General features: G+C 65.3%; 15 protein-coding genes and 1 pseudogene. 7 read left to right on the top strand and 9 right to left on the bottom strand.

Going from position 1 to position 16,634, the window contains the following annotated elements:
* Nucleotides 1–68: 68 nt before the first annotated feature.
* Nucleotides 69–1,760, bottom strand: a complete 1,692-nt coding sequence (locus tag TZ00_RS19120; RefSeq protein WP_052521690.1) for a hypothetical protein — start codon at nt 1,758–1,760, stop codon at nt 69–71.
* Between the two features lie 231 nt (nt 1,761–1,991).
* Nucleotides 1,992–2,684 carry an iron-dependent transcriptional repressor DtxR gene (locus tag TZ00_RS17910; protein WP_044443813.1) on the bottom strand — a complete coding sequence of 231 codons (693 nt, stop codon included), beginning with the start codon at nt 2,682–2,684 and terminating at the stop codon, nt 1,992–1,994.
* An 88-nt stretch (nt 2,685–2,772) separates the two neighbouring features.
* Between TZ00_RS17910 and serC the strand changes: the two genes are divergently transcribed.
* On the top strand, nt 2,773–3,885 hold the full coding sequence (serC, locus tag TZ00_RS17905; protein WP_044443811.1) for a phosphoserine transaminase: 1,113 nt from the start codon (nt 2,773–2,775) through the stop codon (nt 3,883–3,885).
* Here the strand turns inward: serC and TZ00_RS17900 are convergent.
* The 4 genes from TZ00_RS17900 to TZ00_RS17885 form a co-directional block, all read right to left on the bottom strand.
* Nucleotides 3,882–4,547 (bottom strand): response regulator, encoded by a 666-nt coding sequence (locus tag TZ00_RS17900; protein WP_044443808.1) that lies wholly within the window; start codon nt 4,545–4,547, stop codon nt 3,882–3,884. The two genes, serC and TZ00_RS17900, sit on opposite strands and share 4 nt — an antisense overlap.
* A complete protein-coding gene (locus TZ00_RS17895) occupies nt 4,544–5,857 on the bottom strand; it encodes a sensor histidine kinase (RefSeq protein ID WP_161793797.1) in 1,314 nt (437 codons plus the stop codon). Before TZ00_RS17895 ends, TZ00_RS17900 begins: the two co-directional genes overlap by 4 nt.
* A 264-nt stretch (nt 5,858–6,121) precedes the next feature.
* Nucleotides 6,122–6,847 (bottom strand): DUF3027 domain-containing protein, encoded by a 726-nt coding sequence (locus TZ00_RS17890; RefSeq protein WP_052521688.1) that lies wholly within the window; start codon nt 6,845–6,847, stop codon nt 6,122–6,124.
* A 6-nt stretch (nt 6,848–6,853) separates the two neighbouring features.
* On the bottom strand, nt 6,854–7,234 hold the full coding sequence (locus TZ00_RS17885) for a cold-shock protein (protein WP_044443807.1): 381 nt from the start codon (nt 7,232–7,234) through the stop codon (nt 6,854–6,856).
* Between the two features lie 93 nt (nt 7,235–7,327).
* Here TZ00_RS17885 and TZ00_RS17880 point away from each other — a divergent pair, with 93 nt between their 5' ends.
* The 3 genes from TZ00_RS17880 to TZ00_RS17870 are packed head-to-tail and all read left to right on the top strand — an operon-like array spanning nt 7,328 to nt 11,090.
* Nucleotides 7,328–7,597 carry a hypothetical protein gene (locus TZ00_RS17880; protein WP_044443805.1) on the top strand — a complete coding sequence of 90 codons (270 nt, stop codon included), beginning with the start codon at nt 7,328–7,330 and terminating at the stop codon, nt 7,595–7,597.
* Nucleotides 7,594–9,378 carry a helicase-associated domain-containing protein gene (locus tag TZ00_RS17875; protein ID WP_044443804.1) on the top strand — a complete coding sequence of 595 codons (1,785 nt, stop codon included), beginning with the start codon at nt 7,594–7,596 and terminating at the stop codon, nt 9,376–9,378. Before TZ00_RS17880 ends, TZ00_RS17875 begins: the two co-directional genes overlap by 4 nt.
* 59 nt (nt 9,379–9,437) lie before the next feature.
* Nucleotides 9,438–11,090 (top strand): DNA repair helicase XPB, encoded by a 1,653-nt coding sequence (locus tag TZ00_RS17870; RefSeq protein WP_044443803.1) that lies wholly within the window; start codon nt 9,438–9,440, stop codon nt 11,088–11,090.
* A gap of 7 nt (nt 11,091–11,097) precedes the next feature.
* Here the strand turns inward: TZ00_RS17870 and TZ00_RS17865 are convergent, their stop codons facing one another.
* The gene (locus TZ00_RS17865; RefSeq protein ID WP_044443881.1) at nt 11,098–11,640 is read right to left on the bottom strand and encodes a GNAT family N-acetyltransferase; all 543 of its coding nucleotides are present in this window, start codon (nt 11,638–11,640) and stop codon (nt 11,098–11,100) included.
* Between the two features lie 120 nt (nt 11,641–11,760).
* Between TZ00_RS17865 and TZ00_RS17860 the strand changes: the two genes are divergently transcribed.
* The 3 genes from TZ00_RS17860 (at nt 11,761) to TZ00_RS17850 (ending at nt 14,612) form a co-directional block, all read left to right on the top strand.
* A complete protein-coding gene (locus TZ00_RS17860; protein ID WP_044443802.1) occupies nt 11,761–12,450 on the top strand; it encodes a response regulator transcription factor in 690 nt (229 codons plus the stop codon).
* A 40-nt stretch (nt 12,451–12,490) separates the two neighbouring features.
* Complete coding sequence (locus tag TZ00_RS17855) at nt 12,491–14,236, top strand: sensor histidine kinase (RefSeq protein ID WP_044443800.1); 1,746 nt, start codon at nt 12,491–12,493, stop codon at nt 14,234–14,236.
* Nucleotides 14,237–14,321: 85 nt separating this feature from the next.
* The gene (locus TZ00_RS17850; protein WP_044443798.1) at nt 14,322–14,612 is read left to right on the top strand and encodes a WXG100 family type VII secretion target; all 291 of its coding nucleotides are present in this window, start codon (nt 14,322–14,324) and stop codon (nt 14,610–14,612) included.
* Between the two features lie 89 nt (nt 14,613–14,701).
* On the opposite strand, the gene groL is transcribed toward TZ00_RS17850, so the two are convergent.
* A complete protein-coding gene (gene groL, locus TZ00_RS17845; RefSeq protein ID WP_044443796.1) occupies nt 14,702–16,321 on the bottom strand; it encodes a chaperonin GroEL in 1,620 nt (539 codons plus the stop codon).
* A 210-nt stretch (nt 16,322–16,531) separates the two neighbouring features.
* Nucleotides 16,532–16,634: pseudogene (locus TZ00_RS19825) on the bottom strand (IS982 family transposase); the annotation flags it as partial.

Genomic DNA, 16,634 nt, shown 5'->3' with positions numbered 1-16,634 from the left:
GTCACCTAAATGACAGCAATTTTAACGGATTGGTAACGGCGGGAATGAAAAAAGCTCAGCACGACGGGTTATTTGAAGTCCCTGTCGAGGTTCACGTTGAGACCCCCAGTCGTGCTGCCCACGTCGATGTGCATGTGGGTACACGAGTCGGGGAACTCCTTGAAGTTCTGCAGGTTAAGCGAGATTCCGGCAGACGCGCGGCACTCGCTCTGACCCAGGTTCGAGCCTGCCGGCATGATCGGGTCGAGAAGCTCCGCGAACTTGATCGTGTTGGTGTCTGCACCGGGAACCGAGGCGCCGTTCATCAGATAGAAGTCCACGGCGTGGCCGCCGCCGTTGGTGTAGTGCGACGAACCGGTGCCGCCACCCTCGATCTGGCCTGTGCACTTGCGGTTGATGTCGCTGACAGCGACGGTGTCGAAGGTGCGAACCGCGATCACCATCACCTGCAGAATGCGCAAGTCGATGCCGCAGTCGGGCTTCACCACACCGTCAGCCAACGCCTGGATCTCGGGAATGTGGTCGGGCACCGAACCCTTGAGCCTGCCCGCTGCGACGGCGGCCATAAGCTCCTGGGCCAGCTTCTGCGACTCCTTCGAGACGTAGCTGTTCGTTGTCGAGTACAGCGAGCCGGGGGCGCCCTCAGCGTAGAAGTCGTCGCGCACGGCGTTCAGCGCCGGGCCTTGGCCGACCGAGAGATTTTGACTGTCGGTGACGTCAGTCGGGATCTGCTTCGAGGCGAAGTCCGACGTGCTCGCGAAGCCCAGCGAAGGAATCGAGAGCGAGACGACGAACAGGGCTGCGATCATCATGACAAAGCCCGCGAGAATGCGTCGCTTGATCGGCTGCGACCGCGCATGCGACACAAACGTGCCGCTCGACGACGAGAGCAGTTCGGCGACAGGAAGCGAACGCCTGATGCGCGGCGACGCGATCGGCACCGGGCGCACTGGGGTATCGCCGCCGGACGTGGCGAGCGCCGAGATGGTCTCGGGTGCAACGCGCGGCTCCACGAGCTCAACCTCGGTGCTCGCGGCTGCCGAGGCCACGGGGTGCGGCTCAGCGAAGTCGACCTCGGCGCTCATCACCGTCTCGGCAGCGATGTGCTCCGACGTTTCGATCTCGACCATCGGATGCTGCGCCACCAGCTCGATCTCGAGCGGCACCGTCTCGAGATTGGCGACTGCGAGCATCCGCTCGTCGACGGCTGGGGCGACGGATGGCTCCGCCTCGGGCTTCTCTTCGACGACAGGGGTCTTCTCGTCTTCGACGACGGGTGTTTCCACTCGTGCACGGCGAGCGCGCCGCGACGGTGGCGCCACCGGAGTGGGAGCGGGCGCGGGCTCCGGCACGGGCGTCGGATCCAGCACGAACGTCGGCTCCGGCGCTTCAACGAGGACAGCCTCGACCACAAGCTCTGCTTCGACCTCGGGCTCAACCTCGACGATAGGTTCCGGCGCGGCCACAGGATCCGCCGCAGCTTCTGGCTCCGGGGCGACCACGGCATCCGGAGCAGGAGCCGCGACCTCGGGTCGCCCGCTGTACCGCTCGTCGTACTCGCGTTCGCGCCGCTCTCGGCGGCTCAGGCCGGCGGCGGCCTGCGCCGCTGCGGCACGGTGCTGTGCCTCGGCGTCAGCTTCGGCCTGCTCCCGATCACGCAGCTGCCGGCGGCTCTGAGCCGTAGCCGGCTGTGCCGACCGTGAATCGCGGCGTCGTCGAGTGTGCTCGACGTTCTTCTGCGATTCAGTGGGTTCGACCACGGGGCTGACTATCCTTCGATGCCGTGAATGGCGGACGTGTCCGACCGTCTGAGCGCAGAACGGGCCCGGGTAATGCAGGAGACAGTCGGAGGGCGCATCCTGATCCGGTGCTCCGCCGCTCTGAAGAGCAGGGGAACTTTTAGAGGGTATGCGAATCCGGCCCCCGTGTCACTCTGGCGCGGTCACCTGTCAGCACGCGACCAGCGCATAGACAGGATCGGAACCGGTGAATCAGATGCCGACGAAGATATGACCCGCGACCTCATTAGGAAGCTCGAGGCCCTCGGGGAAGCCTTCGACCTCAACGAGAATGTACGATCCGACCTGCGAGAACGCGGCCTGGTTGCCCGGAACGACGCCGAACTGCTTGAGCTGCAGCAGCAGCTCCGGGTCGACCTGGGCAGGTTCGCCGAGACGGCGAATGGTCTTGGTCTGCGGTCCAACGGCACCGTGCACGAGGGTGAGCAGATTCACAACGCCACGGGTGAAGGGCACCGCTGCGGCATCGCCGAATTCGTCGAGTCCCGGGATCGGGTTGCCGTACGGCGACTCCGTGGGGTGGTCGAGCATCTCGATGATGCGTCGCTCGACCTGCTCGCTCATGACATGCTCCCAGCGGCATGCCTCTTCGTGCACGTACTCCCAGTCGAGCCCGATGACGTCGCTGAGCAGACGCTCCGCGAGGCGGTGCTTGCGCATCACGTGCACGGCCTTGGTTCGGCCCGTACCCGTGAGCTCGAGATGGCGGTCGCCCGACACGACAACGAGGCCGTCGCGCTCCATACGACCGACCGTCTGCGAGACAGTGGGGCCAGAGTGTCCGAGGCGCTCAGAGATGCGTGCGCGCAGCGGAATGATGTTCTCCTCCTCCAGTTCGAGGATCGTGCGGAGGTACATCTCCGTTGTGTCAATGAGATCGGCCAACGATCACTCCTTAGGAAGTTGCGCACGTACGCCTCCACCATAACGTTTTGACGCGTCTAGTAAGGCTCGGCTCAGTAGACTCAACATCATGCCTGAACTGACAATTCCCAGCACCCTCCTGCCCGCCGACGGCCGTTTCGGCTGCGGCCCCTCGAAGGTTCGACCCGAGCAGCTCGTCGACCTCGCCACTCGTGGCGCCTCTCTTCTGGGAACGTCACACCGACAGGCACCGGTCAAGAACCTCGTGGGATCAGTGCGCGAAGGGCTGTCGACCCTCTTTTCGCTGCCCGAGGGCTACGAGGTCGTGCTCGGCAACGGCGGCTCGACCGCGTTCTGGGATGCGGCCGCGTTCGGTCTCATCGAGAAGCGCAGCGAGCACCTCACCTTCGGTGAGTTCGGCTCGAAGTTCGCCGGCGCGGCCAAGGCCCCGTGGCTCGAGGCACCCCACGTGATCAACGCCGCCGGCGGCTCGCGCAGCGAGATCGAGGTCGTCGAGGGCGTGGATGTCTACGCCTGGCCCCACAACGAGACCAGCACCGGCGTGATGGCGCCGGTAAAGCGCGTTCACGGTGACGCGGGCGCGCTGACGGTGATCGATGCGACCAGCGCGGCCGGCGGCATCCAGTTCGACGCGGCCGAGACCGACGTCTACTACTTCGCTCCTCAGAAGAACTTCGCATCAGACGGCGGCCTGTGGTTCGCCCTCTTCTCGCCCGCTGCCCTCGAACGCGTCGAGCGCATCGCGGCATCGGGCCGATACATCCCCGAGTTCCTCAGCATCAAGAACGCGGTCGACAACTCGCGCCTCAACCAGACTCTCAACACACCGGCCATCGCCACGCTCGTGATGCTCGACAACCAGGTCGAGTGGATCAACGGCAACGGCGGGCTCTCCTGGGCATCGGCGCGCACCACGGAATCGTCGTCTGCGCTGTACGACTGGGCCGACAAGGTCGACTACGCCACCCCGTTCGTGGCGAACCCCGAGCACCGCTCACAGGTCGTCGTCACGATCGACTTCGACGACTCGATCGACGCCGCCGCAGTCGCCAAGGTGCTGCGCGCCAACGGCATCGTCGACACCGAGCCCTACCGCAAGCTGGGCCGCAACCAGCTGCGCGTGGCCACGTTTGTGGCGATCGAGCCGTCCGACGTGCGCGCGCTCATCTCGTCGATCGAATACGTGGTCGAGAACCTCTAGCTCAGCAGGCCATTCTCGTACGCATACACGACGAGCTGCAGACGCGACTGCATCTTCAGCTTGCCCAGAATGCTCGACACGTGGCTCTTCACGGTCGTCTCGCTGATATACGCAGCCGAGGCGATCTCGGCGTTGGTGAGGCCTCGCGCCGCGAGCAGAAAGACTTCTTTCTCTCGCGGCGACAATGCTGCGATCGAGGCGTCGTCTGCGGGGCCCATGCGCTTTTCGGCGAGGCTTTCGATCAGAGCCGTGGTCTCTTCGGGTGCGATCACCGAGCGCCCCGAGTGCACCGTGCGGATTGCGGCCAGAAGAAATTCCGGCGTCGCATCCTTCATGATGAATCCGCTGGCGCCCGCGGCGACCGCCCGCAGAATCGCGACATCGCGCTGAAAGGTCGTCAGCACGATCACGCGAGGAACGGTGTCGCAGTGCTCCCCGACAATGCGCTCCGTCGCGGTCAGGCCGTCGATTCCCGGCATGCGGATGTCCATAAGAATCACGTGAGGCCGCTGTTGTGCTGCCAGCTCGACTGCGGCAAGCCCGTCGGGCGCAGATCCGACGAAAAGAAGGTCGGGCTGCGACTCGATGAGCATCTGGATTCCGGAGCAGAACAGGGTCTGATCGTCGGCGATCGCTACTCTGATGCGCGGTGCGGCGGTCATCGCTTCTCCCCCTCTGAGCCACTCGGAGACCCACCGCCATCGTCGCCGCCGGGTTCGAGCTGCACCGGCAGGAATGCAGTCACGATGAACTCGCTCGGCCCGCCTTCCGTGCGCTCAGGCCCGGCCGTGAGCCAGCCTCCGGCGATGCGTGCCCTTTCCCGCATACCCCGGATGCCGCGGCCTTCGAAAAGCTCGGCCGATTGCACGACCTCCGGTTCCGCAATGGTCGGCCCGCCCGTCGACCCAATGCTGAGCGCAAGGCCGAGGCCTCGCCAGTCGAGCGCGACTCGAGCTGTGGCATCCGGTCCTGCGTGGCGCAGGGCGTTCGTGAGCGACTCCTGCACGATGCGGTAGACGGCCAGTTGCTGGGCCGCCGACAGTGCTTTGGCGTCACCGAAAACATCCATCGTCACGGGCAGGCCCGCAGAGACCATTCGCCCTATGAGGTCGGCGAGATCTCTCAACGCCGGTTGGGAGTGTCCCTGGGGTTCCGACGACAGGGCATCCATCAGCATGCGTACCTCAACGAGGGAGTCGCGGGCCGACGACGCGATGGCGTCGAGAGCGGTGCCGACGACCTCGGGGCGCGTCTGCGACAGATAGCGCGCACCATCTGCCTGCGCGACGATGACCGACAGCGAGTGCGCCATGATGTCGTGCACGTCTTGAGCTATGCGGTCCCGCTCGCTGGCGAGGGTCACTTCGAGCTCGGAACTCGCGAGCTCCTCCTCCACTGCCAATCGCTGCGCGGCAGCCTCGGCACGTTCAAGGCGCACACGATGAGCGAAGCCTATGAACCAGCAGCACAGCGCGAGCGAGAAGAAGAGAATCGACAGCGCCACGATCAGCAGCCACTCGGTCTGGCCGTTCGAGGTCGTGGCCGTCAGGGGATCCCCTGTGCCGATGGCGCTGACCCCGTGAAAGGTGACCTGAGCCGCGAGCAACACGGAGAAGGCGGCGAAGACAACGACGACACCACGCAGATAGCGGCTTGATCCGCTCCACGACACGAGCGTCGCCGTGACCAGTAGGCCGAGGTAGACCGGCCAGCTAGTGTCCTGCAGCGGGGCAAGTACCCCGAGAAGCTGCCCCACCAACAACGCCCCGACAATGGCCAACGAGGAGATGGGCACAAGTCGCGATACGGCGATGGATGCTCCCACCAACGCAAATGGCAGCCAGCTCGCGAGCCACCACCGGGGCTCATCGGTTGCAAATCGCCCCGCCTCCGCGAGAAGCCAGAAGCCCACGAACACCAGAGCGAAAAGGGGCGGACCGACGAGGATTGTGGCATCGCGAAGACGGTTCATGCTTTCACCGTAGAAGCCGACGCCGTGCCACACCCGCGATCCCGGCAGGAATCCTCCTCGAGGAGGAGCAGCCCGCGAATTGAGGTCACTGCCTACTCGACGCAGGTCTGGGTCACCTGCGGAATGGGCGGAGATCCGTTCAACCGACGCCGTATTCGGTTCGGATGCGCTGTTCTCCGTCCGTTCCTCGTCAGAACGGGCGGAGATTCGAGGCATCCAAGGCGCATAGGGCGTCGGATACCCTGAATCTCCGCCCGTTTCCGCTCAGCGCAGGTCTTCGGGGGCGTCTTCGTCGTAGTAGACGCTCGAGCGAGGCTCGGAATCGTCGAGGTCGACGACCGTGAGGCCCTCCTCGTCGACATCGACCGTCTGCTCGGTCTCGACTACTGCAGGTGCTTCATCGCCGCGAACCAGAACCGATGCGTCGAGAACGGCGGCCTCGGCATGCTCGTGCACGGCGTCGTCGAGCACGTCGTCGTCGAGAATGTGGTCGTCGAGATCGAGCTCGTCATCGTCGTCGAGGTCTTCATCGTCGGAGTCGTCGTCGTCGACATCATCATCGTCATCGTCGTCGTCATCTGCCGCCAGCGCCGCGGCGTGCTCCTGCGCAAGCTTGTAGTCCTCGAGGCGCTCCGACCACGGTGTCCACTCGGGCGCCAGAACAGCACCCTCACCGGGAAGCAGCTCGGTCTCGAGCACGCTGGGCTCGCTGTCGGCGTCGATCCGTGACAGCGTCGCGGTCCAGTGCCAATCGGGGTACCCGGGCATCAGCGACGCGAAATGCAGGCTCAGCACATGCTCGTCGTGTGTGGTGTGCCCGACAACCGCGCCGATGGTCGACGCCGGAGTGATCTCGAGGAGCGCGGCGCGCGCCTGATCTACTGCGGTGAGCAGAACAGGGTCTGCCTCGAACTGCACGGGCGTGTCGACGGTCTCGCCCTCGACCTGGTCGTCAGACGACTCGTCGTGGGTCTGGTCGGAGTGCTGCACCGGTGTCTACGCGTCCAATTCGTCGGCGACCTTGCGCAGCAGCGCAGCGATCTTGCGGCTGTGCGCCGAGTCGGGGTAGCGACCCCGCTTGAGGTTCGTTCCGATGCCGTCGAGAACCTTGACCAGGTCTTCGACGATGATCGCCATGTCGTCGGCAGGCTTGCGGCTGAGCTTCACAAGGCTGGGCGGGGCTTCGAGAACGCGCACCGAGAGCGCCTGCGCGCCCCTCTTGCCGTCGGCGATGCCGAATTCGAGCTTCGTGCCGGCCTTGACCGTCGTGCCTGCGGGCAGGGCTGACGCGTGCAGGAACACCTCTGAGCCGTCATCGGAACTGATGAAGCCGAAGCCCTTCTCGTCGTCGTAGAACTTGACCTTGCCGGTAGGCATTCGCGGATCTCCTTGTGTGAATACTGACCGCCACGTGGCTGGCGGGCACACGATAGCCTAACCGGCCTGCGCGGAGACCGTATCCTTGGAGGTGTGACAGACAAGCAGACACCCCCCATTCGGTCGAGCGAGCGCATCCTGGCCTTTATGATCGCCGGCATCATCGGGGCGTCGTTGCTCTGTTTCGCGTCGTTCCTCATCGCAACGCTGGCGGGAGTACGTGGCGAGGCGCTGTCGCAGGGCGTCTGGCCCGCCGTCGTGATCTTTCCGCTGATCGGCCTGCCGGTCGGATTGGTGCTCATCCTCGTGCTGCTGTTCATGAATCTTCGCCGCCGCGCCAAGGAGGCACCGAAGCCTCGATGAGCGACACTCTCGCTCTCGCCGGTCGACTCCAGCTACTGGACGACGACGCCCTCGTCGCGCTCGTATCCACGCGCCTGTCCGATGCCCGCAGCATCAAGGACTTCTTCGACCTCGCCGACCGGCTTCTCGACCCGGCCTCGATCGACGCGGCACTCGCCACGCTCCCCCGCCGCACTCTCGCGGCCCTCGCGCATCCGACGGCCGACGCCGACCCGGCCGATCTCGAGCCGGCCACCCGCCTGTTTCTGACCGACGGCCAGACGCCGGGCAATGCTCTGGATGCCGTCACCCGCGTTCTCGAGTCATGGCCGGCCCGCGGTCTGCCGTCGGCCGCGCAACTCGCCGACGATCCGGCGCCGGAGGACACTGATCGCGCACCACAGCGCGACTCGAGCGACCGGATGGCCGCCGAGCGCGCGTTCACCGCCACCGCCGGCATAGCCGAGCTTCTTCACGAGCTGCGCGCGACCCCGGTAAGAGAACTCGCCAAGGGAGGCGTCGCCGCGCCCGATGCGAAGAGGCTTCTCGCCTCGCTCTCCATCGAGCCCAACGACCTCGACGCACTGCTGCGCATCGCCCGCAGAGCGGGCCTCGTGACGCTCGACGATCTCCTCTGGACAGCAACCGACGACGCCCTCCCCTGGCTTCTCAAGGGCTCCGCAGAGAGATGGATCGCCCTGGCGACGTCATGGCTCGATGCCCTCGCCGACGACATCGGAGAGGTCCTGCGATCACGCAGCCGCCGACCGTGGGGCGCCGACGCTCAGCAGACCATCGCCTACCTCTATCCAGCAGGAGGAGATGCGCTCCGCGGGCGGGTCGCCTTCGTGCTCGACAGCGCCGAATATCTCGGCATCACTGCGAACGGATACCCCGGAGCCGCGGCCCGGGCCCTTCTCGACAACACCACACAGCCGCTCTCCGATGTGGCGGCCGCCCTACTGCCGTCGGAGGTGTCGAATGTCTACCTCCAGCACGATCTCACCGTCATCGCTCCCGGGCCGCTGACTCCGGATGTCGACGTCAGGCTGCGTACGCTGGCCGACATCGAGGGCCGCGGCCTCGCATCCACCTACCGCCTCTCTGCCGCGAGCGTCACGCGTGCTCTGGCCGAGGGCGAGACATCCGAGGGAATCCTCGCGTTCTTCCGCTCGGTCTCGCTGACGGGTGTTCCCCAACCGGTCGAATACCTGGTCACCGAGGCCAGCTCGCGCTACGGCAGGCTGCGTGCGGGCGAGGCAAGCCCCGAAGACGAGCTGCGCGGCATCGCCAGCTATGTGCGCAGTGACGACGACGCGCTGCTCAGCACGCTGGCGGTCGACCACGGTCTCGCATCGCTCGGCCTCGGGCACGACGGCGGTGACCGGCTCACGAGTCGGTTCCCCTTCGAGACGCTGTTCTGGATGATCTCCGACGCGAGGTATCCCATCGTGGCCGAACGGGCATCCGGGGCCACCTTTGCGCCGGTGCGCGCTCGAAGCTCGCAGAAGAAGCCCGCGCCCAAGCCGCGCCCGTTCGTCGAGCTCGTCGCCCGTCTGCGCGAATCGGCGCACGCGATCGATGACGCCCCCGAGGCCTGGATTGCACGGCAGCTCGATGTCGCCATCAAGGCGAAGAGCCCCCTCGCGGTCAGCGTCGGCATGCCCGATGACAAGACGGTGGTCTTCCTCGTGACTCCCCTGTCGTTGGCGGCGGGCCGGCTCCGGGCGATCGACGAGAAGGCCGGAGTGGAGCGCACGCTGCCGCTGCGCAACATCACTGCGGTGGCGCCCGCCCCGTAACGCGCAAGCCCCGTGCACACCGGGCATCCTGCTCGCTTCAGCCGGTAGACTCGGTCGTTATGCCGTCTGGCCCATTGATCGTCCAAAGCGACCGCACCGTCCTCCTCGAGGTGGCGCATCCCGATGCGGAGAGCGCACGCCACGAGCTCGCGGTGTTCGCCGAGCTCGAGCGCGCTCCCGAGCACATCCACACCTACCGCATCACACGGTTGGGGCTGTGGAACGCCCGAGCGGCCGGTCATGAAGCGGCTGAGATCCTTGGAACACTCGAGCGCTACTCGAAGTTCTCGATCCCCCAGGCCGTCTCGATCGATATCGAAGAGACCGTCGCGCGCTACGGCCGCCTCGTCATCGAACGCGACGACGAAGGCGGGCTGCTGCTGCGCGCCACCGATTCCGCGGTGCTCAGCCAGATCGCATCCGGCAAGAAGATCGCCCCGCTTCTCGTCGCGCGGCGCGCGCCCGACACCTACGCGGTCGCCCCGTGGGCGCGCGGCCAGCTCAAACAGGAGCTGACCAAACTCGGCTGGCCCGCCGACGACCGTGCAGGGTACACGCCCGGCACTCCGCACGAGATCGCCCTGCACGAAGACGGCTGGGCGCTGCGCGACTACCAGAAGCTCGCGGTCAGCAACTTCTTCGAGCGCGGCTCGGGCGTGGTCGTCCTCCCCTGCGGCGCGGGCAAGACGCTCGTCGGCGCGGGCGCGATGGCCACGGCCAAGACGAACACGCTCATTCTCGTGACGAACACGGTGTCGGCTCGCCAGTGGCGCAGCGAACTCCTGAAGCGCACGACCCTCACCGAAGACGAGATCGGCGAGTACTCGGGCCAGCTCAAAGAGGTCAAGCCCGTGACCATCGCTACCTATCAGATCCTCACGGCCAAGCGAAAGGGCGCCTACGCGCACCTCGAACTGCTCGACGCGCTCGACTGGGGACTCGTCGTCTACGACGAGGTTCACCTGCTGCCCGCGCCCGTGTTCAAGCTCACCGCAGAGCTGCAGGCCCGTCGTCGCCTCGGCCTGACCGCCACGCTCGTTCGCGAAGACGGACGCGAGGGCGACGTGTTCAGCCTGATCGGCCCCAAGAGGTTCGACGCCCCGTGGAAAGAGATCGAAGCCCAGGGCTTCATCTCACCCGCGGAGTGTTTCGAGGTGCGCATCGACCTGCCCCAGAGCGACAGGCTCGAGTACGCGGCGTCGGCCGACGACGAACGGTATCGTCTCGCCGCCACGGCTCCGGCGAAACTGGATGTCGTCAAACGGCTCATCGAGAAACACGCCGGTGAGCGCATCCTGGTGATCGGCCAGTACCTCGACCAGCTGCAGCAACTCGAGACGGAGCTCGGCGTGCCGTCGCTCACCGGCGCCACGCCCGTCGCCGAACGCGAGCGGCTCTACGAGGCCTTCCGCGACGGCACCGAGCCCATCCTCGTGGTGAGCAAGGTGGCGAACTTCTCGGTCGACCTGCCCGAGGCGAGTGTCGCCATCCAGGTGTCGGGGTCGTTCGGGTCTCGCCAGGAGGAGGCCCAGCGGCTCGGCCGACTACTGCGACCCAAGGAATCCGGACTATCTGCCAACTTCTACACCCTTGTGGCTCGCGACACCGTCGACCAGGACTTCGCTCAGAACCGTCAGCGCTTTCTCGCCGAGCAGGGGTACAGCTACACGATTCTCGACGCCGACGAGCTGAGCTCGCAGCCCGCTCGCTGAGGCCGTCTCATCGATACAGGATGCGCTGCGTGAGCAGGTGGTCCTGCCAGAGGCCGGCGATCTGCAGATAGGTGGGGGCGACGCCGATCGACTGGAATCCCGCCCGCTCGAGCACGCGCCGTGACGCCGCGTTGTGGAGAAGGACGCTCGCCTCGAGGCGGTGCAGCCCGAGCTCGTCGCGACTGTAGGCCACGAGCGCTTCTACAGCTGCGGACGCAAGGCCTCGTCCGGTGTGCGACGCGTCGATCCAATAGCCCACGCTCGCACTCTGAAACGGACCCCGCACGATGTTCGACAGGTTCACCCGACCGACGATGTGCTCACCAACGGAAAGAACGAGGGGCAGACCTGTTCCGGCCTCGTAGTGCTCGAGTTGGGTGGTCACCACGGTCGACTGGTGGGCTGTCGTGAAGAACTCTTCCGCACGCTCGGGTTCCCATGGCGCGAGATGCTGTCGATTGCGCGTATAGGCCTGTGCCACCGCGTCGGCATCGCCACTTCTCAGAAGCCGCAGGGTGATGTTGTCGGTCAGGGCAGCAAAGAAAGTCACCGCACGATCGTAGTGCGCGCCTGCGTGCTCCACCAATGCCGTTCGGGCTCACAGGAAGGTTGACTTTTGTTCCCCAACTACTCCCAGATAACGTTCAGAATACCCGCAGATACTAATCCCATGACTGGACCCCGAATCCTTATCGTCGATGACGAACCGAACATCCGCGACCTGCTTACCACGAGCCTGCGTTTCGCAGGCTTCGCCGTGCGCGCCGTCTCCAATGGCGCGCAGACCATCTCCGCCGTCCTCGAAGAGGAGCCCGACCTCATCATCCTCGATGTGATGCTGCCCGACATGAACGGTTTCGGCGTCACCAAGCGGCTGCGAGCATCCGGCTACACCGCCCCCATCCTCTTCCTCACGGCGAAGGACGACACCGAAGACAAGATCACCGGTCTGACCGTCGGCGGCGACGACTACGTCACGAAGCCCTTCAGCCTCGACGAGATCGTCGCGCGAATCAAGGCGATTCTGCGACGCACGATGCAGGCCGACGAAGACGCCATCATCCGCGCCGGTGAACTCACCATGGATCAGGACACTCACGAGGTCTATGTGGGAGACGAGGCCATCGAGCTGAGCCCCACCGAGTTCAAGCTGCTGCGCTACCTCATGCTGAACCCGAACCGTGTGCTGTCGAAGGCGCAAATTCTCGACCACGTCTGGGAGTACGACTTCAACGGCGACGCCGGCATCGTCGAGAGCTACATCTCGTACCTGCGCCGCAAGCTCGACGCGCACTCCGAGGAGTCGCTCATCCAGACCAAGCGCGGTTTCGGCTACATGTTGAAGGTATCGAAGGTATAGGGCGGTTTACCCAGCCGCCTCGCGTAATCTGATCTGCGATATGCAGCACATAATTCTCAGGCGCTGGAACGCGATCTCCTTGCGCAACAAGATCACCGGCGTGACTGTGCTGATGCTCACCTTCGGTCTCGTCGTGTCGGGCATCGGCACCATGACCGTGCTGCGCACCTATCTGATGAACCAGGTAGACCAGCGGCTCGAGAACGCCTACGCGGAGCCCACCTCGGTGCTCGGGCCCGGCGCCACCCAGCGCGGCTTCGACCGGGATGACGTTCTCTCAGCGCCCAAGACCTATTTCGTCGCTCTGCTCGATGGGAACGGCCAGCCGCAAGTTACCAACTGGGGCGGCACCGGCCTGCCGGCTCCTGAGGTTGCGGGCATCGGCATGTCGACCGCCACGACCCTGGGAAATGCGCGGTTCACCGTGCACAGCACAAAAGGGTCAGCCGACTGGCTCGCCGTCGCCATGGTGCTGCCGGTCGACGGCTATGGCACGAACAACACACTGATCATCGCCCAGTCTCTCGAAGACACCGAGAACACGACCACCACCTATCTGTCGATCTTTCTGGCGTTCGGCATCGGTGTGGTCGTGCTCGGGGCCATGCTCACCCGCCTGCTCGTCACCAGCACGTTCGCACCCCTCAGACAGGTCGAACGCACCGCTGCCGCCATCGCCGACGGCGGTGACTTCAGCCAGCGAATGGCCGTCGAAACCCCCAACACAGAAGTCGGGCGACTCAACAGATCGCTCAACACCATGCTGAGCCGCATCGACAGGGCGTTCGACGACAGGGCTCGAACGATCGAGCAGATGCGCCGTTTCGTCGGCGACGCCAGCCACGAGCTGCGCACTCCCCTGGTCTCGGTGCGCGGCTATGCCGAGCTCTATCGCATGGGTGCGCTGCAGACTCCCGAGGACGTGAGCCAGGCGATGGATCGCATCGAGAAAGAGGCCATTCGCATGGGCTCGCTCGTCGAAGATCTTCTCGAGCTCGCGCGACTCGACGAGACCAAGCCACTGAAGCTCAGCCCGGTCAACCTCGTTCCCATCGCCATGGATGCCGCCCTCGACGCTCGCGCCTCCAGCCCGGGCCGCGTCATCCGTGTCTCGACCTCTCGGCCATCCGACCCGGTGATCACATTCAATCCGGCCGTCACCGTGCCGCCAGAAGGGCAACCGGATGCCGACGGCACGTCGCCGCTGCCCGATCAGTCGGCGACAGGGTCGATCCCGTTCTCGTCCGCGTTCGCTCGGCTCCGCCGACGCAGTGGACGATCCGTGCCGAGTGCTCCGAATCCGTCGGAGGGCGTCATCCTGCCCGCGACGGTGACTCCCTCGTTCGAGCTCGAGCACGCCGATGATGAAAATGCCGTTCAGCCCCTGGTAATGGCCGAAGAGAACAAGATCCGCCAGGTGCTCGCCAACCTCATCGGCAACGCCCTGCGCTTCACCTCAGACGACAGCCCGATCGAACTCGCCGTCAGCGTCGATGAGTCGAACCGCCTGGCCACGGTCGACGTCATCGACCATGGTGAGGGCATCCCGCCTCAGATCCGCGAGAAGATCTTCCAGCGCTTCTGGCGAGCCGACAGCTCACGCACCCGCGAGACGGGCGGCAGCGGCCTCGGTCTGGCGATCGTATCGTCGATCGTGGCTGCACACGGAGGAACCGTGCGCGCCCTCGAGACAGAGGGCGGCGGAGCGACTTTCCGCGTTTCCCTTCCTCTCCTCATCGAGCAGGCCTCCGGCGAGTCATCCACAGACTCCGACTCGATCTCCTGATCCGAACCCGCTCACGCCTACCGTTGCAGCTGCCGATCGATCCATCGGCGTCAGTGCAGCAGAGACGAAAGAGCAGGCATTCATCATGAGCCAGTACCAGGTCGACAGCGAGGCCGTCAGCGCGAGCGCGTCATCCATCCGCAGTACCATCGACCGCATTCAAGCCGACGTCACGGCGATGCACGGTCAGCTGACCTCCCTCGAGGGCAGCTGGACCGGCCAGGCCGCAGTGGCGTTTCAGGCCGTCGTGCTCGACTGGAGAGGCACCCAGACTCGGGTCGAAGAGAGCCTGGCCTCCATCACGCAGGCGCTTTCCGCAGCGGCGCAGACCTACGCCGAAGTCGAAATGCAGAACATGCGCATGTTTTCTGCGTAATCAGCAGGGCCTCTGCCTTGCTGGGCGCACACGACAAAGCGGGCGACTCCCGAAGGAGCCGCCCGCTTGTGTCTTGTTGACGTGGGGACTTAGAAGTCCATGCCACCCGTGGGGTCGCCGGCCGGAGCCGCAACCTTCTCGGGCTTGTCTGCCACGACCACCGAGGTGGTGAGGAACAGACCGGCGATCGACGCGGCGTTGACCAGCGCGGAGCGCGTGACCTTCACCGGGTCGTTGATGCCGGCGGCCAGCATGTCGACGTACTCACCGGTCGCGGCGTTGAGGCCGTGTCCGACGGGCAGGTTGCGAACCTTCTCAGCGACGACACCGGGCTCGAGGCCCGCGTTCTGAGCGATCTGCTTGAGCGGAGCGTCGATCGCAACGCGCACGATGTTCGCACCGGTCGCCTCGTCGCCCGTGAGCGAGAGCTTCTCGAAGGCGGTCTTGCCGGCCTGGATGAGGGCGACGCCACCACCGGCGACGATGCCCTCTTCGACGGCTGCCTTGGCGTTGCGCACAGCGTCTTCGATGCGGTGCTTGCGCTCCTTGAGCTCGACCTCGGTCGCGGCTCCGGCCTTGATGACGGCAACTCCACCGGCGAGCTTGGCGAGACGCTCCTGGAGCTTCTCACGGTCGTAGTCGCTGTCGGTGTTCTCGATCTCGTTGCGGATCTGCTGAACGCGTCCGGCGATGGCGTCGGCGTCGCCGGCGCCCTCGACGATCGTGGTCTCGTCCTTGGTGATGACAACCTTGCGAGCCTTACCCAGCAGGTCGAGGGTCACGTTCTCGAGCTTGAGGCCGACCTCTTCAGAGATGACCTGTCCGCCGGTGAGGATCGCGATGTCCTGCAGCTGAGCCTTGCGGCGGTCGCCGAAGCCAGGAGCCTTGACGGCGACCGACTTGAAGATGCCACGGATCTTGTTGACCACGAGCGTGGCCAGAGCCTCGCCGTCGACGTCTTCGGCGATGATGAGCAGCTGCTTGCCGCTCTGGATGACCTTGTCGACGATCGGCAGCAGGTCCTTGATGTTCGAGACCTTGCTGTTGACGATCAGGATGTAGGGGTCTTCGAAGACGGCTTCCTGGCGGTCGGGGTCGGTGACGAAGTACTGCGACAGGTAACCTTTGTCGAAGCGCATGCCCTCCGTGAGCTCCAGCTCGGTGCCGAACGTGTTCGACTCCTCGACCGTGACGACGCCCTCTTTGCCGACCTTGTCGATCGCCTCGGCGATCAGCGCGCCGATCTCGGGGTCTCCGGCGGAGATCGACGCGGTCGCAGCGATCTCTTCCTTCGTCTCGATCTCCTTCGCGTTGGCGATGAGCTCGGCGGTCACAGCGGCGACGGCCTTCTCGATGCCGCGCTTCAGCGTGATGGGGTCGGCGCCGGCCGCGACGTTGCGCAGGCCTTCGCGAACGAGCGCCTGGGCGAGCACGGTGGCCGTGGTCGTTCCGTCGCCGGCGACGTCATCGGTCTTCTTGGCGACCTCTTTGACGAGCTCAGCGCCGATCTTCTCGTACGGGTCGTCGAGCTCGATCTCTTTCGCGATCGAAACACCGTCGTTCGTGATGGTGGGAGCGCCCCACTTCTTCTCGAGGACGACGTTGCGACCGCGCGGGCCGAGCGTGACCTTGACAGCGTCGGCCAGAATGTTCAGTCCGCGCTCGAGGCCGCGTCGGGCCTCTTCATCGAAAGCAATGATCTTTGCCATAAGTGTTTCTGTCCCTCCCGGAGACAATCAAAGAATTAGCACTCCATTGGAGAGAGTGCTAAGACAATATTGGCACTCTGGGCAGGCGAGTGCAAGCTGCAACGACGAACGCCGCCCGCTTTCGCGGACGGCGTTCAGAGTGTCGGGCGTCGCTCCTCGGCGACGCGCTTGTGCAGGTAATGAGGCCTAGATGAGTGAGTCCGATTCGTTTCAGTGGTCGTAGGCGATGAGGGAGCGTTTGGCGGGGGCATTGATGAGCCAGTTGTGCCAGATCCCGGCGGCGAGGGCGAGGAGTCTCGCGGCGACGCGGGAG

The sequence above is a fragment of the Agreia bicolorata genome (assembly GCF_000938265.1).
Classification (GTDB): Bacteria; Actinomycetota; Actinomycetes; order Actinomycetales; family Microbacteriaceae; genus Agreia; species Agreia bicolorata.
Note: the sequence above shows the minus strand (reverse complement) of the source record. Positions and strands in the feature narration are given on the sequence as shown.